The organism is Micromonospora sp. NPDC005173 (genome assembly GCF_040608515.1).
Classification (GTDB): Bacteria; Actinomycetota; Actinomycetes; order Mycobacteriales; family Micromonosporaceae; genus Micromonospora.
The window spans coordinates 1-23,521 of sequence record NZ_JBEXIK010000025.1; the positions used below are offsets into that span (position 1 = coordinate 1).

Annotated in this window: 21 protein-coding genes; 8 read left to right on the top strand and 13 right to left on the bottom strand. The window is 71.7% G+C overall.

Translation table 11 applies throughout. The annotated features are described in order from the left end of the window. Positions 1-478 precede the first annotated feature (478 nt). Genes ABZV00_RS24280 through ABZV00_RS24290 form a run of 3 tightly spaced genes read right to left on the bottom strand, consistent with a single transcriptional unit; the run spans position 479 to position 3,859 of the window. Positions 479-1,240 carry a succinate dehydrogenase/fumarate reductase iron-sulfur subunit gene (locus ABZV00_RS24280; protein WP_355609885.1) on the bottom strand — a complete coding sequence of 254 codons (762 nt, stop codon included), beginning with the start codon at positions 1,238-1,240 and terminating at the stop codon, positions 479-481. After that, on the bottom strand, positions 1,237-3,174 hold the full coding sequence (locus ABZV00_RS24285) for a fumarate reductase/succinate dehydrogenase flavoprotein subunit (protein ID WP_355609887.1): 1,938 nt from the start codon (positions 3,172-3,174) through the stop codon (positions 1,237-1,239). Before ABZV00_RS24285 ends, ABZV00_RS24280 begins: the two co-directional genes overlap by 4 nt. Before the next feature lies 1 nt (position 3,175). Then, positions 3,176-3,859: a succinate dehydrogenase cytochrome b subunit gene (locus ABZV00_RS24290; RefSeq protein ID WP_355609889.1), complete on the bottom strand. Its 684-nt coding sequence runs from the start codon at positions 3,857-3,859 to the stop codon at positions 3,176-3,178. 83 nt (positions 3,860-3,942) lie between these two features. On the opposite strand from ABZV00_RS24290, the gene ABZV00_RS24295 reads away from it, so the two are divergent. Then, positions 3,943-4,872: a LysR family transcriptional regulator gene (locus tag ABZV00_RS24295; RefSeq protein WP_328425737.1), complete on the top strand. Its 930-nt coding sequence runs from the start codon at positions 3,943-3,945 to the stop codon at positions 4,870-4,872. Between the two features lie 6 nt (positions 4,873-4,878). On the opposite strand, the gene hrpA is transcribed toward ABZV00_RS24295, so the two are convergent. Then, positions 4,879-8,943: an ATP-dependent RNA helicase HrpA gene (gene hrpA / locus ABZV00_RS24300; RefSeq protein ID WP_355609891.1), complete on the bottom strand. Its 4,065-nt coding sequence runs from the start codon at positions 8,941-8,943 to the stop codon at positions 4,879-4,881. A 143-nt stretch (positions 8,944-9,086) separates the two neighbouring features. Between hrpA and ABZV00_RS24305 the strand changes: the two genes are divergently transcribed. Continuing rightward, positions 9,087-9,539 (top strand): cytidine deaminase, encoded by a 453-nt coding sequence (locus tag ABZV00_RS24305; protein ID WP_328425741.1) that lies wholly within the window; start codon positions 9,087-9,089, stop codon positions 9,537-9,539. Between the two features lie 16 nt (positions 9,540-9,555). Here ABZV00_RS24305 and ABZV00_RS24310 read toward each other — a convergent pair whose 3' ends face one another. Beyond that, a complete protein-coding gene (locus ABZV00_RS24310; RefSeq protein WP_328425743.1) occupies positions 9,556-9,915 on the bottom strand; it encodes a YciI family protein in 360 nt (119 codons plus the stop codon). A 141-nt stretch (positions 9,916-10,056) separates the two neighbouring features. Between ABZV00_RS24310 and ABZV00_RS24315 the strand changes: the two genes are divergently transcribed. From ABZV00_RS24315 to ABZV00_RS24330, 4 genes are read left to right on the top strand one after another with little or no spacing between them, the layout of a single operon-like run. Then, positions 10,057-11,103, top strand: coding sequence for an iron ABC transporter permease (locus tag ABZV00_RS24315; RefSeq protein WP_355609894.1), 1,047 nt, complete (start codon positions 10,057-10,059; stop codon positions 11,101-11,103). After that, a complete protein-coding gene (locus ABZV00_RS24320) occupies positions 11,100-12,191 on the top strand; it encodes an iron ABC transporter permease (RefSeq protein WP_355609896.1) in 1,092 nt (363 codons plus the stop codon). Before ABZV00_RS24315 ends, ABZV00_RS24320 begins: the two co-directional genes overlap by 4 nt. A gap of 34 nt (positions 12,192-12,225) precedes the next feature. Then, the gene (locus ABZV00_RS24325) at positions 12,226-13,092 is read left to right on the top strand and encodes an ABC transporter ATP-binding protein (RefSeq protein WP_328425749.1); all 867 of its coding nucleotides are present in this window, start codon (positions 12,226-12,228) and stop codon (positions 13,090-13,092) included. Further along, on the top strand, positions 13,092-14,039 hold the full coding sequence (locus ABZV00_RS24330; RefSeq protein WP_355609898.1) for an iron-siderophore ABC transporter substrate-binding protein: 948 nt from the start codon (positions 13,092-13,094) through the stop codon (positions 14,037-14,039). The genes ABZV00_RS24325 and ABZV00_RS24330 overlap by 1 nt, the downstream gene beginning before the upstream one ends. Positions 14,040-14,190: 151 nt before the next feature. On the opposite strand, the gene ABZV00_RS24335 is transcribed toward ABZV00_RS24330, so the two are convergent. The 6 genes from ABZV00_RS24335 to trmB all read right to left on the bottom strand — a co-directional run bounded on the left by ABZV00_RS24335 (position 14,191) and on the right by trmB (position 20,690). Continuing rightward, complete coding sequence (locus ABZV00_RS24335) at positions 14,191-15,099, bottom strand: hypothetical protein (protein ID WP_355609900.1); 909 nt, start codon at positions 15,097-15,099, stop codon at positions 14,191-14,193. A gap of 176 nt (positions 15,100-15,275) precedes the next feature. After that, positions 15,276-15,920: a hypothetical protein gene (locus ABZV00_RS24340; protein WP_355609902.1), complete on the bottom strand. Its 645-nt coding sequence runs from the start codon at positions 15,918-15,920 to the stop codon at positions 15,276-15,278. Between the two features lie 130 nt (positions 15,921-16,050). Continuing rightward, entirely contained in the window at positions 16,051-16,641 is a 591-nt protein-coding gene (locus ABZV00_RS24345) for a SigE family RNA polymerase sigma factor (protein ID WP_355609904.1), read from the bottom strand. Continuing rightward, on the bottom strand, positions 16,641-17,249 hold the full coding sequence (locus ABZV00_RS24350; protein WP_355609906.1) for a permease-like cell division protein FtsX: 609 nt from the start codon (positions 17,247-17,249) through the stop codon (positions 16,641-16,643). The genes ABZV00_RS24345 and ABZV00_RS24350 overlap by 1 nt, the downstream gene beginning before the upstream one ends. A 140-nt stretch (positions 17,250-17,389) precedes the next feature. Then, complete coding sequence (locus tag ABZV00_RS24355; protein ID WP_328425758.1) at positions 17,390-19,903, bottom strand: DUF3516 domain-containing protein; 2,514 nt, start codon at positions 19,901-19,903, stop codon at positions 17,390-17,392. Between the two features lie 88 nt (positions 19,904-19,991). Next, positions 19,992-20,690, bottom strand: a complete 699-nt coding sequence (gene trmB / locus ABZV00_RS24360) for a tRNA (guanosine(46)-N7)-methyltransferase TrmB (protein WP_355609908.1) — start codon at positions 20,688-20,690, stop codon at positions 19,992-19,994. 130 nt (positions 20,691-20,820) lie between these two features. On the opposite strand from trmB, the gene ABZV00_RS24365 reads away from it, so the two are divergent. Both ABZV00_RS24365 and ABZV00_RS24370 read left to right on the top strand, forming a co-directional pair. Continuing rightward, positions 20,821-21,483: a hypothetical protein gene (locus tag ABZV00_RS24365; RefSeq protein ID WP_355610016.1), complete on the top strand. Its 663-nt coding sequence runs from the start codon at positions 20,821-20,823 to the stop codon at positions 21,481-21,483. A gap of 88 nt (positions 21,484-21,571) precedes the next feature. Beyond that, a complete protein-coding gene (locus tag ABZV00_RS24370) occupies positions 21,572-22,237 on the top strand; it encodes a class F sortase (protein ID WP_328426437.1) in 666 nt (221 codons plus the stop codon). A gap of 107 nt (positions 22,238-22,344) precedes the next feature. Here the strand turns inward: ABZV00_RS24370 and ABZV00_RS24375 are convergent, their stop codons facing one another. Beyond that, entirely contained in the window at positions 22,345-22,662 is a 318-nt protein-coding gene (locus ABZV00_RS24375) for an antibiotic biosynthesis monooxygenase (RefSeq protein WP_328425762.1), read from the bottom strand. Positions 22,663-22,693: 31 nt separating this feature from the next. Further along, positions 22,694-23,491 carry an exodeoxyribonuclease III gene (locus ABZV00_RS24380; RefSeq protein WP_328425764.1) on the bottom strand — a complete coding sequence of 266 codons (798 nt, stop codon included), beginning with the start codon at positions 23,489-23,491 and terminating at the stop codon, positions 22,694-22,696. Positions 23,492-23,521 lie beyond the last annotated feature (30 nt).

The window sequence follows — 23,521 nt, forward strand, 5'->3', positions numbered from 1 at the left end:
CCGGTGGACGGGGACGTGAGGGAACCCGCCCTCCTCAGACCGGACCACGGACACGATCCGTGCCGCCGACCGCGGGAGCGAACGCGGGGGACCAGCCCATCCAAGACCGTTCGGGATGGACGCAGTGTCAGTTTGATCTTCATAGTCACTTCTGACCACTGTTCAGGAACGGTGCGTTCGTGGTCGGGCGTGCGTGTGGCTGGGTGTGCGTTCGCCGCCGGGCGCGTGTCCGTGGTCGGGCATGTGCCCCTGGCCGCGCCGCCCCATATTTGGGGCAGCTCTACAGGACGTCGAAGGAGTCATCCACTCCGACGTCCTGGCGGCCGTGCGCACCGTCGGAACAGCGAGGCTCAGGAGGCGGATCAGGTGCTCGTGCAGCTCAGCGTCGGTGGGGTCCGCGCAAATGCCGACCGCCGCACCCCCCGGCGGGAGGTACGGCGGTCGGTGCGGGCCGTGGCGGGCGGACCCGCCGGCCAGCTCAGGAGCCGGGGGTGTCTCCGCGGGTGGCGGTCGCCCTGAGGTAGTCGCGGTTGAGTCGACCGATGGTGTTCAGCGGGATGCCCTTCGGGCAGGCCGGGGTGCACTCGCCGGCGTTGGTGCAGCCGCCGAAGCCGGCCTCGTCGTGCGCGTCGACCATGCCGATCACTCGCGTGTACCGCTCGGGCTGGCCCTGCGGCAGCAGCGAGAGTTGGGTGAGCTTGGCGGCGGTGAAGAGCATGCCGGAGCCGTTCGGGCAGGCAGCCACGCACGCGCCGCAGCCGATGCAGGCCGCCGACTCGAAGGCGGCGTCCGCGTTGGCCTTGGCCACCGGCGTGGAGTGCGCCTCGGGCGCGCTGCCGGTCGGCGCGGTGATGTAGCCACCGGCGGCGATGATCTTGTCGAAGGCGCCCCGGTTGACCACCAGGTCCTTGATGACCGGGAAGGCGCTGGCCCGCCACGGCTCGATGTCGATCGTCTCGCCGTCCTTGAACTGCCGCATGTGCAGCTGGCAGGCGGTGGTGCCGCGCTGCGGCCCGTGCGCGTCACCGTTGATCATCAGACCGCACATGCCGCAGATGCCCTCGCGGCAGTCGTGGTCGAACGCCACCGGGTCCTCGCCGTCGAGGATCAGCCGCTCGTTGAGCACGTCGAGCATCTCCAGGAACGACATGTCCGGGGACACGTCGTTGACCGGGTAGGTCACCATCCGACCCTTGTCCTCAGGGCCCTTCTGGCGCCAGATGCGCAGGGTCAGGTTCACTTGTAGCTCCGCTGCGTGGGGTGGACGTATTCGAACTTCAGGTCTTCCTTGTGCAGCACCGAGGGCTCACCGGTGGCGGTGAACTCCCAGGCCGCCACGTACGCGAACCGGTCGTCGTCGCGCTGCGCCTCACCGTCCGGGGTCTGGTGCTCGGCCCGGAAGTGGCCGCCGCAGGACTCCTCGCGGTGCAGGGCGTCGATGCACATCAGCTCGGCCAGCTCGAAGAAGTCGGCCACCCGGCCGGCCTTCTCCAGCGACTGGTTGAGCCCTTCGCCCTCGCCGGACACCTTGACCCGCTGCCAGAACTGGTCGCGCAGGGCGCGGATCTCGTCGATCGCCTTGCGCAGCCCGGCCTCGCTGCGCTCCATGCCGCAGTGCTCCCACATGACCTGGCCCAGCTCCCGGTGGAACGAGTCCACGGTCCGGTCGCCGTTGATCGCCAGCAGCCGCTGGATCCGGTCCTCGACGTCGGTGCGCGCCTCGATCGCCGCCGGGTGGGTGGCGTCGACCTTGTCCAGCGAGCCCGAGGCCAGGTAGTTGGCGATGGTGGTGGGCAGCACGAAGTAGCCGTCGGCCAGGCCCTGCATCAGCGCCGAGGCGCCGAGCCGGTTCGCGCCGTGGTCGGAGAAGTTCGCCTCGCCGATCACGAACAGGCCCGGGATGCTCGACTGGAGGTCGTAGTCGACCCAGAGGCCGCCCATTGTGTAGTGCACGGCGGGGTAGATCCGCATCGGCACCTCGTATGGGTCCTCGCCGGTGATCCGCTCGTACATCTCGAAGAGGTTGCCGTACTTGGCCTCGATGGCCTTGCGGCCCAGCCGACCGATCGCGTCGGCGAAGTCCAGGTAGACACCGAGCTTGGTCGGCCCGACGCCCCGGCCCTCGTCGCAGACGTTCTTCGCGGCACGGGAGGCGATGTCCCGGGGGACCAGGTTGCCGAAGGAGGGGTAGATCCGCTCCAGGTAGTAGTCCCGCTCGTCCTCGGGGATGTCCCGGGGGTTGCGGTCGTCGCCCTTGGTCTTCGGCACCCAGACCCGGCCGTCGTTCCGCAGCGACTCGCTCATCAGGGTCAGCTTCGACTGGTGGTCGCCGGAGACCGGGATGCAGGTCGGGTGGATCTGGGTGTAGCACGGGTTGGCGAAGTACGCGCCCTTGCGGTGCGCCCGCCAGGTGGCGGTGACGTTGCAGCCCTTGGCGTTGGTGGAGAGGTAGAAGACGTTGCCGTAGCCGCCGGAGGCGAGCACCACGGCGTCGGCCATCTCGGTGCTGATTTCGCCGGTGACCATGTCCCGGACGACGATGCCCCGAGCCTTGCCGTCCACGATGACCAGCTCCAGCATTTCGTGCCGGGTGTTCATCTCGACGTTGCCGAGGCCGATCTGCCGCTCCAGCGCCTGGTACGCGCCGAGCAGCAGCTGCTGACCCGTCTGGCCCCGGGCGTAGAAGGTGCGCTGTACCTGGGCGCCGCCGAAGGAGCGGGTGTCCAGCAGGCCGCCGTACTCGCGGGCGAACGGCACGCCTTGGGCGACACACTGGTCGATGATGTTGACCGATACCTCGGCCAGTCGGTGCACGTTCGACTCCCGGGAGCGGAAGTCGCCGCCCTTGACGGTGTCGTAGAACAGCCGGTGCACCGAGTCGCCGTCGTTGCGGTAGTTCTTCGCGGCGTTGATGCCGCCCTGTGCCGCGATCGAGTGCGCGCGGCGCGGGCTGTCCTGGTAGCAGTAGGACTTGACGTGGTAGCCCTGCTCGGCCAGCGTGGCTGCGGCCGAGCCGCCGGCCAGGCCGGTGCCGACCACGATCACCGTCATCTTGCGGCGGTTGGCGGGGTTGACCAGCTTGGCCTCGAAGCGCCGGGTTTCCCAGCGCTTCTCGATGGGGCCGTCGGGAGCCTTCGTGTCGGCGATCGGGTCGCCCTCGGTGAAGAGTTCCATGTCAGGACACCAATCCGGTGAGTACGGCGAACGGGACCACCAGGTACCCGGCGCAGAGCAGGACGGCGAAGATGAGCGCGGCGGTGCGCGCCCGGCGCTCACCCCGCGGGGTCTGCTGGCCGAGGCTGCGGAACGCGCTGAAGGCACCGTGCCGCACGTGGAAGCCCACCGTGACGATGGCGAGGGTGTAGAAGAGCGTGACGTACCAGCGCTCCGGCGCGAAGTCGGCGACGACGTTGCCGTACGGCTTGCTGGGGTCGCCGACCGGGTTCAGCGTGCCGGTGGTCAGGTCCAGGAGGTGGTAGATCACGAACAGCAGGATGATCACCCCGCCCCAGCGCATCGTGCGGGCCGCGTAGCTGCCGTTGACCTTCTTGCGGTGGGCGTACTTGACCGGGCGGGCCGCGTGGGCTCGCCGGGCCAGCACGGTCGCGGCCACGATGTGCGCGACGACGGCCACCACCAGCCCGATGCGCAGGATCCACAGGAACCACACGCCCGGTAGCAGCGGCTTGCCGATGTCGCGTAGCCAGTGCGCGTAGTGGTCGAACGAGGTCTCGCCCGTGAACACCTTCAGGTTTCCGAGCATGTGCGCGATCAGGAACAGCGCCAGCAGGATGCCCGTCACCGCCATGACGGCCTTGAGGCCGACGTTCGAGCGGATGGGCGACCGAGTTTTCGTCATTACCACGCAACCGACGCTAGGAGCACTCGGATCAGTCGTCCAATGCATCAAACTCGCAGTCTTGATAGCCGTAAGCTATGTAGATGCAGCTCCATCAGCTCCGGTACTTCGTTGCGGTGGCGGAAGTACGACATTTCACCCAAGCCGCCGACATCGTCGGCATCACTCAGCCATCTCTCAGTAAGCAAATTCACGCTCTGGAGACCGACCTCGGGGCGCCCCTGTTCGAGCGGGTACGGGGCAACATCACCCTCACCGCGGCCGGTGAGGTGCTGCTGCCGTTGGCCACCCGGATCCTCGCCGACGTGGACACCGCGACCCGCGAGGTGCAGGAGTTGGTCGGGCTGCGCCGCGGTCGGGTCCGGCTCGGCGCCACCCCGAGCCTGGCCACCTCGCTCGCCCCGCCGGTGCTGCGCCGGTTCCGCGACGCGCACCCCACCGTCGACCTCAAGGTCGAGGAGGGTGGGTCCCAGGACCTGGTGCGCGACCTGCTCCGCGGCGACCTCGACCTGGCTTTGATCATCATGCCGGCCCAGGGCGCCGACCCCGGGCTGCGCGTCGACCCGATCCTGCGCGAGAGCCTGGTGGTGGCGTCGGTGGAGGAGGTGCCGACCGCCTCGGCAGCCGGGGAATTACGCATCACCGACCTGCGCGGCCAGCCGATGGTGATGTTCCGCGAGGGCTACGACCTGCGCGACGCCACCATCCAGGCGTGCCGGGAGGCGGGCTTCGAGCCGACCTTCGCGGTGGACGGCGGCGAGATGGACGCGGTGCTCAGCTTCGTCGAGGCCGGGCTCGGTATCGCGCTGGTGCCCGGCATCGTGCTGGCCCGCCGGCCGGGGGTGCGAATCACGCCGCTGGCGGCACCCGGGGTGCGGCGGACCATCGCGGTGGCCCGTCGGCGCGACGTCGTGCCGACCCACGCCGGCCGGGAGCTTCGCCGGATCCTGCTCGACTACATACAGTCGGCGATCGATCGTGACGAGCTCCCGCCCGGGGTGGATCCGCTCTGACCACCGTCAGCGGCCCTCGGCATCGTCCATCGCCCGGTAGATTCGCTGCTCCGAGACGGGGTACGGGGTGCCCAGCGCCTGGGCGAAGACGTTCACCCGCAACTCCTCGATCATCCAGCGGATCTGCCGGACGGCCGTCTCCTGCCGACGCGCCGGCGGCAGCGCGGCGAGCAGGTCGGCGTACTCCTTCTGCACCGCCGCGACCCGGTCCTGCTGCTGGCGGTCCCGCTGCGGGTTGCCACCCAGCCGTTCCAGCCGGCGCTCGATGGCGGTGAGGTACCGCAGCAGGTCGGGCAGCCGGGCGTACCCGGTCTCGGTGATGAAACCGGCGTGCACCAGCCCGGCGAGCTGGTTGCGGATGTCGGCCAGCGCGGCCACCACGGCGAGGTTCCGGGTGGCGCCGAGCCGCTGCTCGACGGCGTACGCGGCGGCGAGCACCTTGCGTACCCGGTCCATCACCTCGACCACGGTGTCGACCAGGTCGGCGCGGACCTTCTCGCGCAGCGCCGCGAACCCCTCGGCGTCCCAGGCGGGCCCACCGGCGGCGCCGATCAGCCGGTCGATGGCCGCGCCCGCCGCGTCCTCGATCAGCTCCTGCACGCCGCCGTGCGGGTTGCGGCTCAGCGCCAGCTTCGCCTCGTTGTTCAGCCGGCCCTGCAGGAACCGCGCCGGGGACGGCACGGTGAGCCGCAGCAGCCGGCGGGTGCCGGCCCAGTGCGCCGCCTCCGCCTCGGCCGGGGAGTCGAAGACCTTCACCCCGACCGTGGCGCCCTCGTCGACCAGCGCCGGGTACGCGGTCACCGCGTAGCCGGCCCGGACCTGCTCGATGGTGCGCGGCAGCGTGCCGATGCTCCACTCGCGCAGCCCGGTGCGGGCCACCTCCGGCGCGGCGGCCGCCACCACCTGGCGTACCTCCTGGCGGAGCTGGCGTTGCAGAGCCGTCAGGTCCTTACCCTCGGCGACCGGCTTGTCGTCGGCGTCGAGCACCCGGAAGGTGACCCGCAGGTGGGCCGGAAGCTTGGCCGGTTCCCAGGCGTCGCGGGGCACGGTCACCCCGGTCATCCGGCGCAGCTGCCGGGTGAGCGCGTCCAGCAGCGGCTCCTCGCCCGGGGTGATCGCCGCCAGGGCGGCCCGGGCGTAGTCCGGCACCGGAACGAAGTTGCGGCGCACCGGCTTGGGCAGCGAGCGGATCAGCGCGATCACCGTCTCCTCGCGCAGCCCCGGCACCTGCCAGTCGAAGCTCTCCGCCGGCACCTGGTTGAGCAGCGGCAGCGGGATGTCCACGGTGACGCCGTCGGCCGGCGTACCCGGCTCGAACCGGTAGGTCAGCGGCAGAGTCACCCCCTGGGTCTGCCACTCGTCCGGGTAGTCGTCCTCGTCGACACCCAGCCGGCCGTCGTTGACCAGCAGGTCGCGGGTGAAGGTGAGCAGGTCGGGCTGGTCCCGGCGGGTCTTCTTCCACCAGGTGTCGAAGTGCCGCCCGGAGACCACGTCGGCCGGGATCCGCTGGTCGTAGAAGCCGAAGATGGTCTCGTCGTCGACCAGGATGTCCCGGCGCCGAGCCCGGCTCTCCAACTCCTCGATCTCGGACAGCAGCCGCTGGTTGTCACCCCAGAACTGGTGGTGGGTCTGCCAGTCGCCCTCGACGAGGGCATGCCGGATGAACAGCTCCCGGCTCAGCGCCGGGTCGATCCGCCCGAAATTGACCTTGCGGGAGGTGACCAGCGGAATGCCGTACAGAGTGACCTTCTCGTAGGCCATCACCGCGGCCTGCTTCTTCTCCCAGTGCGGCTCGCTGTAGCTGCGCTTGACCAGGTGCTGCGCGAGCGGTTCGACCCACTCCGGCTCGACCCGGCCGGCGATCCTGCCCCAGAGCCGGGAGGTCTCCACCAGTTCGGCGGCCATCACCCAGCGCGGCGGCTTCTTAAACAGCGCCGAGCCGGGGAAGAGCGCGAACTTGGCGCCTCGGGCACCCAGGTACTCGTGCTTCTGGGCGTCCTTCAGGCCGATGTGCGACAGCAGGCCGGGCAGCAGCGACTGGTGCACCTTCGGGGTGTCGATCTCCTCCGGCAGGTCGGCGCCGCCGCGGCGGCTCGCACCCGGGCCGGCGTCCGCGCTGTCCGCCGTGTCGCGCGCCGGTCGCCCGCCGCGCCGGTCGCCGTCCTCCGGGGTACGCAGCACCTGGCGCAGTTGGGCGACGATGTCCTGCCACTCGCGGACCCGCAGGTAGTTCAGGTACTCCGCCTTGCACATCCGGCGGAACGCGCTGGAGGAGAGTTCCCGCTGCTGCTCCCGCAGGTAGCGCCAGAGGTTGAGGAAGGCGACGAAGTCCGACTCCTTGTCGGCGAACCGGGCGTGCGCCTGGTCGGCCTGGGCCTGCTTCTCCGCCGGCCGCTCCCGGGGGTCCTGAATGGACAGCGCGGCGGTGATCACCAACACCTCGGTGGCGCAGCCGTTGCGCTCGCCCTCGACCACCATCCGGGCCAGCCGCGGGTCGACCGGCAGTTGGGCCAGCCGCCGGCCCAGCGCGGTGAGCCGCTTCGCCGGGTCTGTCTCGGCCGGGTCCAGCGCGCCCAACTCGTGCAGCAGGTTGACGCCGTCGGTGATGTTGCGTCGGTCCGGCGGGTCGATGAAGGGGAACGCCGCGAGATCGCCGAGCCCGATCGCGGTCATCTGGAGAATGACCGACGCCAGGTTGGTGCGCAGGATCTCCGGGTCGGTGAACTCCGGCCGGGAGAGGAAGTCCTGCTCGTCGTAGAGCCGGATGCAGATGCCGTCCGAGGTCCGGCCGCAACGCCCCTTGCGCTGGTTGGCCGACGCCTGGGAAACCGGCTCGATCGGCAGCCGCTGCACCTTGAGGCGACTGGAGTAGCGGGAGATGCGGGCGGTGCCCGGGTCCACCACGTACTTGATGCCGGGCACGGTCAGCGAGGTCTCCGCGACGTTGGTGGCGAGCACCACCCGGCGCGAGGTGTGCGCGGCGAAGACCCGGTGCTGCTCGGCGCTGGAGAGCCGGGCGTACAGCGGGAGGATCTCGGTGCCGAGCAGCGAACGTTTCGTCTGCACCAGCTTGCCCAGCGCGTCGGCGGTGTCCCGGATCTCCCGTTCCCCGCTGAGGAAGACCAGGATGTCGCCGGGACCTTCGGCGGCCAGTTCCTCGACGGCCTCGCCGATCGCCTGGATCTGGTCGCGGACGGTCTCCTCGTCGCCGTCCTCCTCGCCCTCGGCGACCTCGACCAGCGGCCGGTAGCGCACCTCCACCGGATAGGTTCGCCCCGAGACCTCCACCACCGGCGCCGGTACGCCCTGCGGCTCGTCGGCGGTCGGCGGCCCGGCGAAGTGCCGGGCGAAACGGTCGGTCTCGATGGTCGCCGAGGTGATGATCACCTTGAGGTCGGGTCGCCGGGGCAGCAGCTCGCGCAGGTACCCGAGGATGAAGTCGATGTTGAGGCTGCGCTCGTGCGCCTCGTCGATGATCAACGTGTCGTACTGGCGCAGCATCCGGTCGGTCTGCAACTCGGCCAGCAGGATGCCGTCGGTCATCAGCTTGACCAGGCTGCGCTCGCTGACCTGGTCGGTGAAGCGCACCTTGTAGCCGACCACGTCGCCCAGCTCGGTGCCCAGCTCGTCGGCGATCCGGTCGGCCACCGTACGGGCGGCCAGCCGCCGAGGCTGGGTGTGCCCGATCAACCCGTGCACCCCACGCCCCAGCTCCAGGCAGATCTTGGGGATCTGGGTGGTCTTGCCGGAGCCGGTCTCGCCGGCCACGATCACCACCTGGTGATCACGGATGGCGGCGGCGATGTCGTCCTTGCGCTCGCTGACCGGCAACCCCGCCGGGTACGTGATCACAGGTACGGCTGCCCGCCGGGCGGCGATCCGCTGCTCGGCACGGGCCAGGTCGGTGGTGATCTCGGCCAGCGCGGCCTCCCGGCGCTGCGGGTCGCGCAGCTTGCGGGCACCGTCCAGGCGCCGCTGGAGCCGGCGCTGGTCGCGGAACATCAGAGGGGAGAGGCGGCGGTGCAGCTCGCGAACCGGGTCGGTCGCGGCGGAGGCGGCTGGATTCTGCATGTCGTGCCCAAGGATAGGCAGCCCGACGACGTACCGCCGCCGGGTTATCGCGCGGCCGGTCCTTCGACGGCCGGACGGCGGTCTCTCGACCGCCGGACGGCGGTCTAGAGTTGGCGGCCGACGTCGAGCGCTGGGGGGCCGGTATGGAGCTGCGGGACACCGACCGGGCGCTGGTGCAGGCCGCCACGGCGGTCGCGAAGCTGCGCTGCCGCAGCGAGAACCACAGCGTGGCGGCGGCCGTCCGGACCGCCGACGGGCGGGTCTTCACCGGGGTGAACGTCTACCACTTCACCGGAGGCCCGTGCGCGGAGATCGTCGCGGTCGGCGCCGCCGCCACCCAGGGCGTGACCGAGCTGGAGACCATCGTCGCGGTGGGGGACCGGGGGCGCGGGGTCATTCCGCCGTGCGGACGGTGCCGGCAGGTGCTGCGCGACTACTTCCCGGCCCTGCGGGTGATCGTCGGTCCGGCGGACGCCCTGCGGGTCGTCGAGATCGACGAGCTGCTGCCGGAGACGTACGTCTGGGCCGACCACCAGGTCGACCCGGGGGCGACCGGGGGCGTCGTGCCCGTGGCGCGCACCGGCGCGGCCGGCTGAGCCCGCCGGCGTCGGATCAGTCGCCGGCCGCCGCCTCCAGCATCGACCGGGGCATCGGCACGCTCTCGAACCGTACGTTGCCCTCCGGCACCATCCAGCTCATCACCTGCACGGCCAGGCGCCCGGCCCGCACCGCCGGATCGTTGTGGTACAGCTCGCGGGCCGCGTCCGGGTCCACCGAGAGCACGACGAAGCCGCGCAGCCGCTCGTCGTCGGTGTCCAGGAGCGGACCGGCCGCGAGTACGAGGCCCTGCTCCACCAGCCCTGCCTGATGGGCCAGGTGGGCGTTCTGCAACCGGTCGACCGCGTCCAGCGGCAGCTCCGGGGCGTCCGCCGGCCGCACCAGGAGTACGACCGTGTGCTGGTCGAATCGCATGCCCCCACCCTAGGCGCGGGTGGCCCTCGGCGTGGGCGTCCGTCCTGGTCAGCGGCTCCCGGATCGATGACTACGAGTTAGGCGGCCCTCAGCACGTCGGCTAAGGTAAGGCGAACCTAAGCGCGAACATGCAGGAGACTCGTGACCACCCTCGCCATCCGGCCGGCCCCGGCCGGCAAACGGACCGGCACCCGCACCGGCCGCCGGGTGGCCGTCACCGTCGGCGCCGCGCTGGTACTGCTGCTCACCGTGCTGGCCAGCTTCGCTTTGGGCAGCCGGCAACTCGGCGTGGACCAGGTCTGGAACGCCCTCGTCGCGCCGGACAGCGGTGACGCCAGCACCATCGTCCGTGAGATGCGGATGCCACGCACCGCGCTCGGCCTCGCCGTCGGGCTCGCGCTCGCCGTGGCCGGTGTGCTGTTCCAGGCGCTCACCCGCAACCCCCTCGCCGAACCGCGCATCCTCGGCATCAGCGCCGGTGCGTCGTTCGGCGTGGTGCTGGCCATCTCCGTCTTCGGCGTCGGCACCCTCGCCGGGTACGTCTGGTTCGGCATCGCCGGGGCGCTGCTCGCCGGGGTGCTGGTCTTCGCCATCGCCGCCCGGGCACGCGAGGGCGCCAGCCCGGTCACCCTCGCGCTGGTCGGCGCGGCCCTCGACGCCAGCCTCGCCTCCGGGGTGTACGCGCTGCTCAGCATCGACACCCGCACGTTCGAGGAGTACCGGTTCTGGGTGGTCGGTGGTCTGGCCGGCCGGGACCTGGGGGTCACCGCGCAGGTGCTGCCGTTCGTCCTCGCTGGGCTGGTGCTGGCCGTCCTGGTGGCCCGAGGCCTCGACGCGCTGGCCCTCGGTGACGACGTGGCCCGCGGTCTCGGCAACCGGGTTGGCCTGGTCCGCCTCGGCGGTGGCCTCGCCGCCGTGCTGCTGACTGGAGCCGCGGTGGCCGCGGCCGGGCCGATCGCCTTCGTCGGGCTGGCCGTGCCGCACCTGGCGCGCGCCCTGGTCGGCGCGGACCACCGCTGGACCCTCGCCGTCTCCGCCCTGCTCGGGCCGGCGCTGCTGCTCGGCGCCGACGTCGTCGGCCGGCTCGTCGCCCCGCCCGGCGAGATACCGGCCGGGATCATCACCGCCCTGATCGGCGCGCCGCTGCTGGCCGTGCTGGTCCGCCGCGCCCGGGTGGTGACCGCATGACCACCATCGACCGCCCGTCCGACCTCTCGACCATCGGCTCCGACACGTCGCCCGGCGCGCGACTGCCCGGGCGGTCGCTGCTGCGGATCGGCCCGGTCAGCCTGCAGGTCCGCCGCCGTGCGGTGCTGGTGGCCGCCACGCTGACCGTGCTGCTCCTGGTGGCCGTGGTGCTCAGCCTCTCCCTGGGCACCCCGTACGTCGCCCCGGCCGACGTGCTGCGCGCGCTCTCCGGCGCCGGCACCCCGTACGACCTGGTCGTCTTTGATCTGCGGTTGCCCCGGATCATGCTGGCCGCGGTGGCCGGCGCGGCCTTCGGTGTGGCCGGCACGCTGATCCAGAGCGTGGCGCGCAACCCGCTGGCCAGCCCGGACGTCATCGGCATCACCCAGGGTGCCGGACTCGCCGCGACCGTGGCGTTGACCAGCGGGGCGGCCGCCGTGCTGGTGGCCCCCACCGCGCTGGTGGGCGGGCTGCTCGCCGCGGTGCTGCTGTTCGCCCTCGGTGCCCGGCACGGGCTGGCCGCGCAGCGGTTCGTGCTCGCCGGGGTGGCGGTCGCCTTCGCCTTCCGGGCGCTGACCGAGGTGGTCATGCTCACCGCCGACCCGATCGACGGGCTGCGCGCGCAGATCTGGCTGATCGGCACCCTGGCCGGCAAGGGCTGGACCGAGGCCGCCTGGATCGGCGGCACGCTGCTGGTGCTGCTGCCGGTGCTCGCCTGGGCCGGTTGGGCACTGAACAGCACCGCCCTGGACGACGACACCGCACGCGGGGTCGGGCTGCGCCCGGTGGCGCGCCGTATCGGGCTCGCCGGCACCGGCGTGCTCGTCGCCGCGATGGTCACCGCCCAGGTCGGCGCCGTCGACTTCGTGGCCCTGGTCGCCCCCCAGGTGGCCCGACGGCTGGTCCGGGCCGAACGACCGCCGCTGGTCTGCGCCGCGCTGCTCGGCGCGCTGCTGCTGGTGCTGGCCGACCTGGCCGGCCGGCGACTGATCGCGCCCACCCAACTCCCAGCCGGCGTGCTGACCGCCGCGATCGGCGGGCCGTACCTGATCTTCCTGCTGCTGCGTGGACGGCGGCGGTCCTCGTGACCGTCACCCGCCCCGGCCCCTTGAAGGAGTCGTGATGCTCTCCACCCGCGACCTGGTCGTCGGCTACGACGAGCGGACCGTGCTCGACGGGCTCGACCTCGACCTGCCGACGGACGCGTTCACCGTGATCGTCGGTCCGAACGCGTGCGGCAAGTCCACCCTGCTGCGGACCATGGCCCGACTGCTCACCCCCCGCCGCGGCACGGTGCTGCTCGACGGCAGCGCCATCCGCGACCTGCCGACCCGGGAGGTGGCCCGCCGTCTCGGCGTACTGCCGCAGAGCCCGCTGGTGCCCGAGGGCGTCACCGTGGCCGACCTGGTCGGGCGCGGTCGGCAGCCGTACCAGCGGTGGTGGCAGCAGTGGTCGGCGGAGGACGGCGCGGCAGTTGACCAGGCGATGGCCCTGGCCGACGTGGCCAGCCTGGCCGACCGGCCGGTGGACAGCCTCTCCGGCGGCCAGCGACAGCGGGTGTGGATCGCCATGACGCTGGCCCAGGACACCGACGCCCTGCTGCTGGACGAGCCGACCACCTTCCTCGACCTGGCCCACCAGGTGGAGGTGCTGGACCTGCTGCACCGGCTGCGCGTCGAGCGGGGCCGCACCGTGGTGGCCGTGCTGCACGACCTGAACCAGGCCGCCCGCTACGCCGACCACCTGGTCGCGATGCGCGCCGGCACGGTGGTGGCCGCCGGACCGCCCCGGGAGATCCTCACCGCGGACCTGGTCCGCGACGTCTTCGGGCTGGCCTGCGTGGTCGTGCCCTGCCCGGTGACCGGAGCGCCGCTGGTGGTGCCCGCCCAGACCGGCGGCACCACCGCCCGCCCGGTCACCCCCTCCGCCACATCCACCGACGACGCGAGCATCCCGCTCGCCGGCTCGTACCCCTCGAAAGGACTCTGATGCGTCGTCTCGTCGCCGCCCTCACCGCGGCCGCCGCCCTCGGCGTCGGACTCACCGCCTGCGGTGAGAGCGACCCGGTCGCCGGCTCCACCGCCGGGGAGACCCGGGAGATCACCCACGTCATGGGCACCACCAAGGTCCCGGCGGAGCCCAAGCGCGTCGTCGTGCTCGACACAGACAAGATCGACACGGCGCTCACACTGGGCATCACGCCGGTCGGTGCCGCCACCGCCGGTGAGGCCAAGGGCTGGCCGACCTACTTCAGCGCGGACAAGCTCGCCAGCATCAAGGAGGTCGGGGTGCTCACCGAGCCCGACCTGGAGGCGATCAACGCGCTGAAGCCGGACCTTATCCTCGGCAGCAAGTTCCGCCAGGAGAAGTTCTACGACGAGCTGGCCGCCATCGCGCCGACCGTGTTCACCGACAAGGTCGGCATCACCTGGAAGGAGAACTTCCTCCTCGATGGCAAGGCGCTCGGCCACGAGCAGCAGGCCAAGGATCTGCTCGCCACGTACGAGAAGCGGGCCAAGGACTTCGGTGCGACGCTCGGCGACGCCGCCACCCGCAAGGTGTCGATCGTGCGGTTCCTCCCCGGCAACATCCGGGTGTACGGCCCGCAGTCGTTCTCCGGCATCGTCATCGGCGACACCGGCCTGGGCCGCCCCGAGCGGCAGTTGCTCGCCAACAAGGAGGACAAGCGCTTCGACCTGGTCAGCCCCGAGCGGATCAACGAGGTCGACGGTGACGTCATCTTCGTGACCGCGTACGGCGACAAGGCCGCCGCCGAGCAGGCCAAGACGACCGCCGGCACCCTCTGGAAGGGCCTCGGCGCCGTCAAGGCCGGCAAGGCGTACCCGGTCGCCGACGAGGTCTGGATGACCGGCATCGGCGTCGGCGCCGCCAACAAGATCCTCGACGACCTGACCAAGTACCTCCCCGCCGCCTAACCGCCCCGCGCGCTCCATGCCGCGCCCCCCGACAGCCCGCACCCGCTCCGCGCGTGCGGGCTGTCGGCGCCTGGACCCCATGATCGTGCTCGATCCAGGATGTAGTGGTCTCCCTCTTCTGGGAGGCAACTACATCCATGTTCAAGCACGATCATGGGGTCCAGGGGGAGCGGGAGCGCGCCCGCAGGGCGGCCCGGACCTCGGCGAGGAAGCCGTCGAAGTCCTCCCGGAGGCGCTTGCCGGTCACGTGCAGCACGATCCACTCGCCGCCGAGCAGCCGGTTGAGCCGTCGACGGTCCCGGTGGAACTGCTCGGGATCGTCGTGCCAGAGCCCCTCGTACTCCACCGCGACCTTGAACGCCGGCCAGGCCAGGTCGAGCCGGGCCACGAACCGCCCCTGGTCGGCGACGACCCACTGCGTCTGCGGCCTGGGCAGCCCGGCGAGCACCAGCCGCACCCGGGTGCGGGACTCCTGGGGCGACTCGGCGCCCGCGTCGGTCAGGTCAACCGCGCGCAGCAGAGACCGCCAGCCCCGCTGACCGGCCCGGGCCAGCGCATATTCGCGCAACGTCGACACGTCGGTGAGCCGCCGAGCCAACAGGGCGTCGATGAGGACCACCGCTTCCACCAGGTCGAGCCAGCGGGCGAGGTCCCAGCAGGTCCGCGCCGGGCCGGTCACCCTGACCCCCGCCCGTTCCACCACGTCGCCGAGGTCGATCTCCCCGTGGTGGACCTGGAGGCCGGCGGTCGGCCCGATCCGGCTGTCCTTGGGCGCCAGCACGTCGACGGGCTCGGCCCGGGACGGTGTTGGGCAGCCGTACAGGGCCGCTGCGGCCCGCCCGGCGATGGCCGAACCCGGCGGGATCAGCCAGCGTCCGACGGCGGCACACCTGGCACGGTGGGTGACCCTCAGCCGCGCATCGGCGTAGACGTCCCGAAAGAGTGGCCGCCACGCGGCGCTGCGCAGGTCGTTGCGGGTCAGCAGGCCGCGCGAGACGGCGACGGAGCCACGGAAGATCCGACCGCGCAGTTGTGGCGGCCGGTGGGGAGCTTTCGGCATGACATCCAGGCTGACCGATCACCACCGGGCCACGCAGTCCCTGTGGATAACCTGCCCACGCCTCGGCGCCGGGCACACGCCGCCACCATGATCGCGCCCGAACATGGATGTAGTGGCCTCCCGGGGAGGGGAGGCCACTACATCCTGGATCGAGCACGCTCTTGGCGATGGGCGGGTTAGGCGGCGGTGGACCAGATGGCGCGGAAGGCGGCGGCTTCGCCGGCCAGCCAGCGTTCGATCTGGTCGGGCTTGGCGTCGGTGGGCATGCGGTGGGCCTGGCCGCGCCGGACGTCGACCAGGACCGGGTCGGCGTGCGGCAGCACCGCGTCCATGTGTCGGGCCATCAGGTGCAGGGTGGCGAGCACCGACTCCTCACTCGGCGGGGTCTCGTCGAAGTGCAGGCGGACGGCCTCGGCCCGGCCGTCGGCGTGGCGTACCCCGAAATGGGGGTTGATCTTGACGGGTAGGTCGCCCAGCATGGCCAGGGCGTCGCGGGTCTGGGCCAGGTCGACGGCGGCCGGATCGCCGAGGGAGTGCAACCAGGCGGTCGCGCCGGGCACCAGCGCCTGGTAGAGCGGGCGCCAGCGCGGCTTGACCACGTCGACCACGCCGGTGAGGTGGGTGCCGCCGGTGTGGAAGGCGATGTCGGCCTTGAGTGCCTTGACGAACTGGCCGTGCGGGTTGAAGCCGGAGCGGCTGGCTCGCTGCTTGCGCAGGCCGCCAACGAAGGTCGCCTTGGTGGGGCCGGTGCGGTCGACGTAGCGGGTGAAGCCGAGCAGGGTGGCGTAGGGGGTGAGGGGCGTGGAGGCGGGCGCGGTCACGGGCGTCCTCCCAGGTCAGGAACTCGATTAGTACATACATTCTAATCGACGGGTCTGACATCGCCCAGCGAAAACGGGGGTCCGGAAGACGCGACAAAGGGGGCCGTCGGGCGCCCGGGCGAACCCCCGGTCAGATCCGTACGAAGCCCTCGCCCAGCACCGCCCGCAGCCGACTCAGGGCACGGGCATTCTGTGTCTTGACCACCGACACGGACACGTCGAGGGTGCTGGCCACGGCTTCGACGCTCTGATCCTCCCAGTGGCGGAGCACCACGATGGCCTGGTCGCGGATGGGCAGGGTGGCCAGGGCCCGCAACAGGGCGACGTGCAGCTCCACGGTGTCGTCGGCTGATGGGTGCGGAGCCTCGGGTAGCTCGGCGAGCACGAGTTCGGAGTCGCCACGCCGCCTCTTCTGGTCGAAGACGGCGTTCATCAGGACGCGACGGCTGTACGCCCAGAGATTCGTGGTGCCCCGGATCCTGCCCCACCTCGCATACATCTTCGCGTAGGTGATCTGGGTCAGGTCCTGTGCGAGGTGCCAGTCGCGGCACATCAGGTAGGCGGTACGTCGCAGCCTCGGCGCGGTGGCCTCGACGAACGCGGTGAACTCCGCCTGCCGGGCGGTCTGCTCGCGCCGCCGGGCCGTGCCCAGTCGGGCCAGCAGACCGTGTCGGGGCTCCTGGGGCGATCCTGCGAGGGGGGTGGTCCGGGGATCTGTCATCAGTTGGCCGCCGAGGCGTTCGTGCCGGCAGGGCAGTCGCTGCCGACGATCTCGTCGACCCCGGGCATGGGACCGACGCGGGCCGTCAGGCTCGCGTACGGTGATCGACCGGTCAGCTTGATCCGGAACGACTCCGGCAGTTGGGTGGCCTTGACGGCGGCGACGAGCTCCGGCGCGTCCTCGAACATCTTCCGGTAGTTGGCGAAGGCCTCTTCGCGGGTCTCGTGGTCCAGGCTCCGGACCGCCGGATCTGCGTCCAGCACGCGGTTCACCGCGCTGCGCTGCTGATCGGTGACGTCGTCGGTGAGGAAGATCGAAACATCGGTCGCGGTGTCCCGGGCCGGCCACTCGCACGCCGGGTTCAACAGCATCGCGAACCCCGCTGGCACCGCCGTCGGTGGTGCCGAACGGTCCGGCGGTGTCGCCACGTTCACCACCCCCAACGCCACGATCGTGGCCACGCCCGCCACACCTGCCGCCACCAGCCGATGTCGGCGGCGCCGCAGGCTGGTGCCGGTCGCCACGGCCTGGTCGGCCAGGTCACCCGGCGGGGGCTCGGGCTCGTCGGCCATGGCGCGGTCGAAGAGGACGCGCAGGTTCTGGTCCAAGGTTCACTCCCGTGGTCCGGTGGACTCCCACCTGTGATGACTGGTTGGGACACCGGATCGGTGACATCGAGGAACAGAATCCAGGTCGGAGGATGCGAAAGGGGGCCGCCCGAACCGGGCGACCCCCATGAAAAGACGCGTCAGAGCTGGCCGACGTCGGTGACCCGGATGGCCGCGGCGCCGATCTCGTCCGAGGCGGCCAGGTCGATCTCGGCGCTGATGCCCCAGTCGTGGTCGCCGTCGGGGTCGTCGAAGATCTGTCGGACGGTCCACCGCTCCCGGCCCTGCTCGATCATGAGCAGCGCCGGGCCGCGCGCGTCCGGCCCAACGCCGATCGAGTCGTACGCCTCGAAGTACGGCCGCAACGCGTCGGCCCACGCGTCGTAGTCCCAGCCGTCGCCGGCGTCCAGCTCGGCGAGCAGGTCCCAGCGGCGCAGCGCGGCCAGCTCGACCCGGCGGAACAGCGCGTTGCGCACCAGCACCCGGAACGCCCGCGCGTTGCGGGTCACCGCCGGTGGCCGGTCGGTCAGCGAGGCGTGCGCCTGGGCCACCTCGGCCACGTCGGACGGGTTGCGCAGCCGCTCCCACTCGTCGATCAGACTGGAGTCGACCTGGCGGACCAGCTCGCCCAGCCACTCGATGAGGTCGATCAGTTCCTCGGTCTTGGCGTCCTCGGGCACGGTCTGCCGCAGCGTCTTGTACGCGTCGGCCAGGTAGCGCAGCACCAGCCCTTCCGAGCGGGTCAGCCCGTAGAACTGCACGTACTCGGTGAAGGTCATGGCCCGCTCGTACATGTCGCGGACCACGGCCTTGGGGGAGAGCTGGTGGTCGGCGACCCAGGGATGCCCCTGCCGGTACATCTCGTACGCGGCCTCCAGCAGCTCCGCGAGCGGCTTCGGGTGGGTCACCTCGTCGAGCAGCTCCAGGCGGGCCTCGTACTCGATGCCCTCGGCCTTCATCGCGGCGACCGCCTCGCCGCGGGCCTTGAACTGCTGGGCGGAGAGGATCTGTCGGGGGTCGTCGAGGATCGACTCGATCACCGAAAGGACGTCCAGGGCGTACGACGGGGACTCGGCGTCGAGCAGCTCGATGGTGGCCAGTGCCAGCGGGGAGAGCGGCTGGTTGAGCGCGAAGTCGAGCTGGAGGTCGACGGTGAGCCGGATCCGCCGGCCGGTCTCGTCCGGCTCGCGCAGTTCCTCGACCACGCCGCCGGCGCGCAGCGCGCGGTAGATGGCGATCGCCCGGCGGATGTGCCGGCGCCGCGCGGCGGCGTCCTCGTGGTTGTCGGTGAGCAGGTGCCGCATCGCGAGGAACGCGTCCCCGGGCCGGCCGATCACGTTGAGCAGCATCGAGTGGCTGACCTGGAAGCTGGAGGTCAGCGGCTCGGGCTCGGCGTCGACCAGCCGGTCGAAGGTGGGCTGACCCCACCCGATCGAGCCCTCCGGCGGCTTCTTGCGGACCACCTTGCGCCGCTTCTTCGGGTCGTCGCCGGCCTTGGCGAGGGCCTTCTCGTTGTCGATGACGTGCTCGGGGGCCTGCACCACGACCCGGCCGATGGTGTCGTAGCCGGCCCGGCCGGCCCGCCCGGCGATCTGGTGGAACTCCCGGTTCTTGAGCAGCCGGGTGCGGACCCCGTCGTACTTGGACAGGCCGGTGAACAGCACGGTGCGGATCGGCACGTTGATACCCACGCCGAGGGTGTCGGTGCCGCAGATGACCTTGAGTAGGCCGGCCTGCGCGAGGGTCTCGACGAGCCGGCGGTACTTGGGCAGCATGCCGGCATGGTGGACGCCGATGCCGTGCCGGACCAGCCGGGACAGCGTCTTGCCGAAGCCGGCGGTGAACCGGAAGCCGCCGATCGCCTCCGCGATCATGTCCTTCTCGGCACGGGTGCAGACGTTGACGCTCATCAGCGCCTGGGCGCGCTCCAGCGCGGCGGCCTGGGTGAAGTGCACCACGTACACCGGGGCCTGCTTGGTCTCCAGCAGCTCTTCAAGCGTCTCGTGCAGCGGCGTCATCGCGTACGAGAAGATCAGCGGAACCGGCCGCTCGGCCGAGCGGACGACGGCGGTCGGCCGCCCGGTGCGCCGGGTCAGGTCGTCGACGAACCGGGTGGTGTCCCCCAGGGTGGCGGACATCAGGATGAACTGGGCCTGCGGCAGCTCGATGATCGGCACCTGCCAGGCCCAGCCCCGGTCGGGCTCGGCGTAGAAGTGGAACTCGTCCATGATCACCTGGCCGACGTCGGCCTGGTCACCCTCGCGCAGCGCCAGGTTGGCCAGGATCTCTGCGGTGCAGCAGATGATCGGGGCGTCGGCGTTGACGCTGGCGTCGCCGGTCAGCATGCCGACGTTCTCGGCGCCGAAGACCTCGCAGAGGGCGAAGAACTTCTCCGACACCAGCGCCTTGATCGGGGCGGTGTAGAAGGTCGTCCGGCTGTCTGCGAGCGCCGCGAAGTGCGCGGCGACCGCCACCAGGCTCTTGCCCGAGCCGGTGGGCGTGTTCATGATCAGGTTGGCGCCGGAGACGATCTCGATGACCGCCTCCTCCTGATGGGGGTAGAGGTCGAGGCCGCGCTCCTTCGCCCAGCTGGCGAACGCGTCGAAGAGGGTGTCGGGGTCGGCGCTTGTCGGCAGCGCGGCGGTGAGCGTCATAACGTGTCCATGGTGCCTGGATCATGCCCCCGGGCGCCAACCCGCAGTCCTTTGGATCGCCGTCCGGGCGCGGTGGACGCCCGGATGGTCACCGTCGGCGGTAGATCAGGTCGGCCACCGGCCGGCCGGCCGTGAGCGCCCGCCGTTCGAACTTGGTCACCGGGCGGTGCGCCGGACGTGGCGCGAACCCGCCGTACGCGTCCACCAGCCCCGGGTCCGCGTCCAGGGTGTGCCGCATCGCCTCGGCGTACTCGGCCCAGTCGGTGGCGCAGTGCAGCGTGCCGCCCGGCGTCAGCCGGGAGCGCAGCAGCGCCACGTGCGACGGCTGGATGATCCGCCGCTTGTGGTGGCGGGACTTCGGCCACGGGTCCGGGAAGAAGATGTGCACGGCGTTCAGGACACCCTCGGGCAGGCCGCTGACCAGGTCCAACGCGTCGCCCTGGGCCACCCGCACGTTGCTCAGGCCGCCGCGCTCCACCAGGTCGAGCAGGTTCGCAATTCCCGGCGTGTGTACCTCGACCGCCAGATAATCTCGATCCGGGTCAGCGGCGGCCATCGCGGCGGTGCTGTCCCCCATGCCCGAGCCGATCTCCAACACCACCGGCGCCCGGCGGCCGAACAGGTCGGCCAGATCGACGGGTCCGTCCGGGACGTCCAGGCCGTAGGCGGGCCAGAGGCGGTCCAGCGCGTCGGTCTGCCGCCCGCTCATCCGGCCCCGTCGGGGGTGGAAGGTGCGGATCGGCCGGCTCGCGGGCGGGGCGGCGGGGTCATGGTCGGTGGTGGTCACAGCGACCCGAGCGTACGCGACGCTGTCGGCGGATCGGATGTGATGTGCGACCGGGAATGAGAGGATCCATCTGGTACGGCAGACCGGGCGGTCCGCTGCTCGGCTCGGCCGCACGGCGTCGAGAGGGGGCATCGTGACAGTGACCCGCGGCGGCGTGACCCTGTCGGTGGTGACCATGCTCGCCGGCCCCCTGCTGGCCGCCGCTCCCGCGCACGCCGCACCTCTTGCGCCCGCCGTGTCCGCTTCCCTTGCGCCTGCCACCCTCACGCACGCGGTGCCCCGGTCCGCCGCGGCCGGCCCTGTCGCCCTCGCGTTCGCCGCGCCCGCCCCCGGCACGCCCCAGCCCGGCCCGCCGGGTGGTGCGCCGCAGCCGGGGCCAGTGGTGGACGTCTTCGTCGAGGTGAGCCCCAGCACGGTGCAGCCCGGCTACCTGGTCGGCATCCGGGCCAGTTGCCGGGACAACTCGGTCGGCGCCACCGTGGTCTCCGACGCCTTCGGCGCGGTCGGCGTGCAGCCGCAGCGTGGGGTGCTCACCGCCGCCCCGATGGTCCGCGAGCGCACCCGCCCGGGCAACTACCGGGTCAAGCTGGAGTGCCGCGACGGCGAGACCGCCTCGACGATGCTGCAGGTGGTCAAGAAGGTCCAGCCCAGTCGAGGGCCGGCCACCGGCTTCGGCGCCGACGAGGGCGGGATGACCGGCAAGCTGCTGGTGCCCGGAGGCGCGGCGCTGACCATCGCCGGGCTGATCCTCGCCGTGGTGGCCCTGCGTCGGCCGCGTACCGTCCGCCACTGAGCCCGCCATGGAGATCTTCCGCCCCTCGCAGCCGCCCGGTGACGCACGCCCGCCCGCTGATCGCCCGTCGGTGACCGAGCGCCCGCCGGTGGCCGCCCGACCGCCGACCGCCGTCGCGCCCCGGCGCAGCCGGGCACCCGGCCGCAGCCCCTGGTCCCTGCCGGTGGCCGTGGTGCTGGTGCTGGCTGGCGTCTTCGCCACCGGGGCGGGGCTCGGCCGCTCGGTCGGCCCGCTCGACTGGGCCCCGGCCGGCGGTGACCGGCCGCCCCGCAGCGAGTCGGTCGGGTTGTCGGCCAGCCGCCCGGTGCGCCTCTCGGTACCGGCGATCAAGGTCGCTGCGCCGGTGGCGCCGGTCGGGCAGGCCCGGGACGGCTCGATCGCCGTACCGCCGCTGGAGCGGCACAACGAGACCGGCTGGTACGACCGCGGGCCCACGCCCGGCGAGCCCGGCCCGGCGGTGATCGTCGGGCATGTGGACACCAAGAGCGGCCCGTCGGTCTTCTACGACCTGGGCATGCTCAAGCCCGGCGACCTGATCGAGGTGTCCCGGGCGGACAAATCGGTGGTGGTGTTCAAGGTCGACACCGTCGAGCACTTCCCGAAGGACCAACTGCCCGCCGAGCGGATCTACGGCCACGACGGCCCGCCGGTGTTACGGCTGATCACCTGCGGAGGCCAGTTCATCGGCGGCCGCACCGGCTACGCCGACAACGTGATCGCCTTCGCCACCCTGCAGAGCTCCCGGAACCCCTGACCTCAGCCGTTCGCCGAGGTGATCGACACGAGATCGGCGATGTTGGGGTATCGCGCCGGCCTGGACACCCCGATATCCCCGACCCGGACCCGAGAGGGCTGGGATAGCTACGGCTGCGGGACGTGGAGGGCCACCTCGAACTCCAGCAGCGTCGCGCCGGAGGCGACCGGAGGGCGGGGCTTTTCGCCGGGGGCGGCGGCATGGGCGGCGCGGGACGGGCCGGCGGCCCAGGCCTGGTACGCCTCCTCGGTCTCCCAGCGGGTGTAGACGAAGTAGCGGGTCTCGCCGGCCACCGGCCGGAGCAGCTCGAAGCCGAGGAAGCCGGGGGAGTTCTCCACCGTTCCGGCTCGGGCGGCGAACCGCTTCTCCAGCTCCGCGCCCGCGCCTTCCGGGACGTCGATTGCGTTGATCTTCACGACTGCCATCTGCCCACCCTAGCCGCCGCCCGGGGTGGGCTCAGAACGCCTCGACCACGGGTACCAGATCGGCGTCGACCACGATCGGGGCGTGATCGGAGGGGCCCTTGCCCTTGCGTGCCTCCCGGTCCACGTACGCCGAGCGGACCGCGCGGGTGAACGGCGCGGAGGCGTACACCAGGTCGATTCTCATGCCCTTGTTCTGGTGGAACATTCCGGCCCGGTAGTCCCAGTAGGTGAAGGGGTGGGGGCCCTTCATCGGGGTCGGCACCACGTCGCTGAGCCCCAGGTCGCGCAGGGCCGCGAGGGCCGCCCGCTCGGCCGGGGTGACGTGCGTGGAGTGGGTGAAGACCGCTGGGTCCCAGACGTCGGCGTCGGTCGGGGCGACGTTGAAGTCGCCGCAGACGGCCAGCGGCAGCCCGCCGGCCAGCTCCGCGTCCAGCGCGTCGCGCAGAGCCGCGAACCAGGCCAGCTTGTACGCGTAGTGCGGGTCGTCCGGCGTCCGGCCGTTGGGCACGTACACCGACCAGACCCGCACCCCGTCGCAGGTGGCGGAGATGGCCCGGGCCTCGGGCTCGGGAAAGCCGGGCTCACCGGCGAACCCGACCCGGACGTCGGCCAGGCCGACCCGGGACAGGATGGCCACGCCGTTCCACCGGCCGTCGCTGTGGCTGGCCACGGTGTAACCAAGCTCGCCCACCTCGGCCACCGGGAAGGCGCCGTCCGGGCATTTGGTCTCCTGCAGGCAGACCACGTCCGGCCCGGTGCCGGCCAGCCACTCCAGCAGCCGGGGCAGCCGGGCCTTCACCGAGTTCACGTTCCAGGTCGCCAGGCGCATGTCCCCAGCCTGCCGCATCCGCCCCCGTGA

Coding starts and splice junctions, on each gene's coding strand:
- ABZV00_RS24285 (WP_355609887.1), bottom strand. CDS start 3,174: ATGGAACTCTTCACCGAGGGCGACCCGATCGCCGACACGAAGGCTCCC.
- ABZV00_RS24290 (WP_355609889.1), bottom strand. CDS start 3,859: ATGACGAAAACTCGGTCGCCCATCCGCTCGAACGTCGGCCTCAAGGCC.
- ABZV00_RS24295 (WP_328425737.1), top strand. CDS start 3,943: ATGCAGCTCCATCAGCTCCGGTACTTCGTTGCGGTGGCGGAAGTACGA.
- hrpA (WP_355609891.1), bottom strand. CDS start 8,943: ATGCAGAATCCAGCCGCCTCCGCCGCGACCGACCCGGTTCGCGAGCTG.
- ABZV00_RS24305 (WP_328425741.1), top strand. CDS start 9,087: ATGGAGCTGCGGGACACCGACCGGGCGCTGGTGCAGGCCGCCACGGCG.
- ABZV00_RS24310 (WP_328425743.1), bottom strand. CDS start 9,915: ATGCGATTCGACCAGCACACGGTCGTACTCCTGGTGCGGCCGGCGGAC.
- ABZV00_RS24320 (WP_355609896.1), top strand. CDS start 11,100: ATGACCACCATCGACCGCCCGTCCGACCTCTCGACCATCGGCTCCGAC.
- ABZV00_RS24325 (WP_328425749.1), top strand. CDS start 12,226: ATGCTCTCCACCCGCGACCTGGTCGTCGGCTACGACGAGCGGACCGTG.
- ABZV00_RS24330 (WP_355609898.1), top strand. CDS start 13,092: ATGCGTCGTCTCGTCGCCGCCCTCACCGCGGCCGCCGCCCTCGGCGTC.
- ABZV00_RS24335 (WP_355609900.1), bottom strand. CDS start 15,099: ATGCCGAAAGCTCCCCACCGGCCGCCACAACTGCGCGGTCGGATCTTC.
- ABZV00_RS24345 (WP_355609904.1), bottom strand. CDS start 16,641: ATGACAGATCCCCGGACCACCCCCCTCGCAGGATCGCCCCAGGAGCCC.
- ABZV00_RS24355 (WP_328425758.1), bottom strand. CDS start 19,903: ATGACGCTCACCGCCGCGCTGCCGACAAGCGCCGACCCCGACACCCTC.
- ABZV00_RS24375 (WP_328425762.1), bottom strand. CDS start 22,662: ATGGCAGTCGTGAAGATCAACGCAATCGACGTCCCGGAAGGCGCGGGC.
- ABZV00_RS24380 (WP_328425764.1), bottom strand. CDS start 23,491: ATGCGCCTGGCGACCTGGAACGTGAACTCGGTGAAGGCCCGGCTGCCC.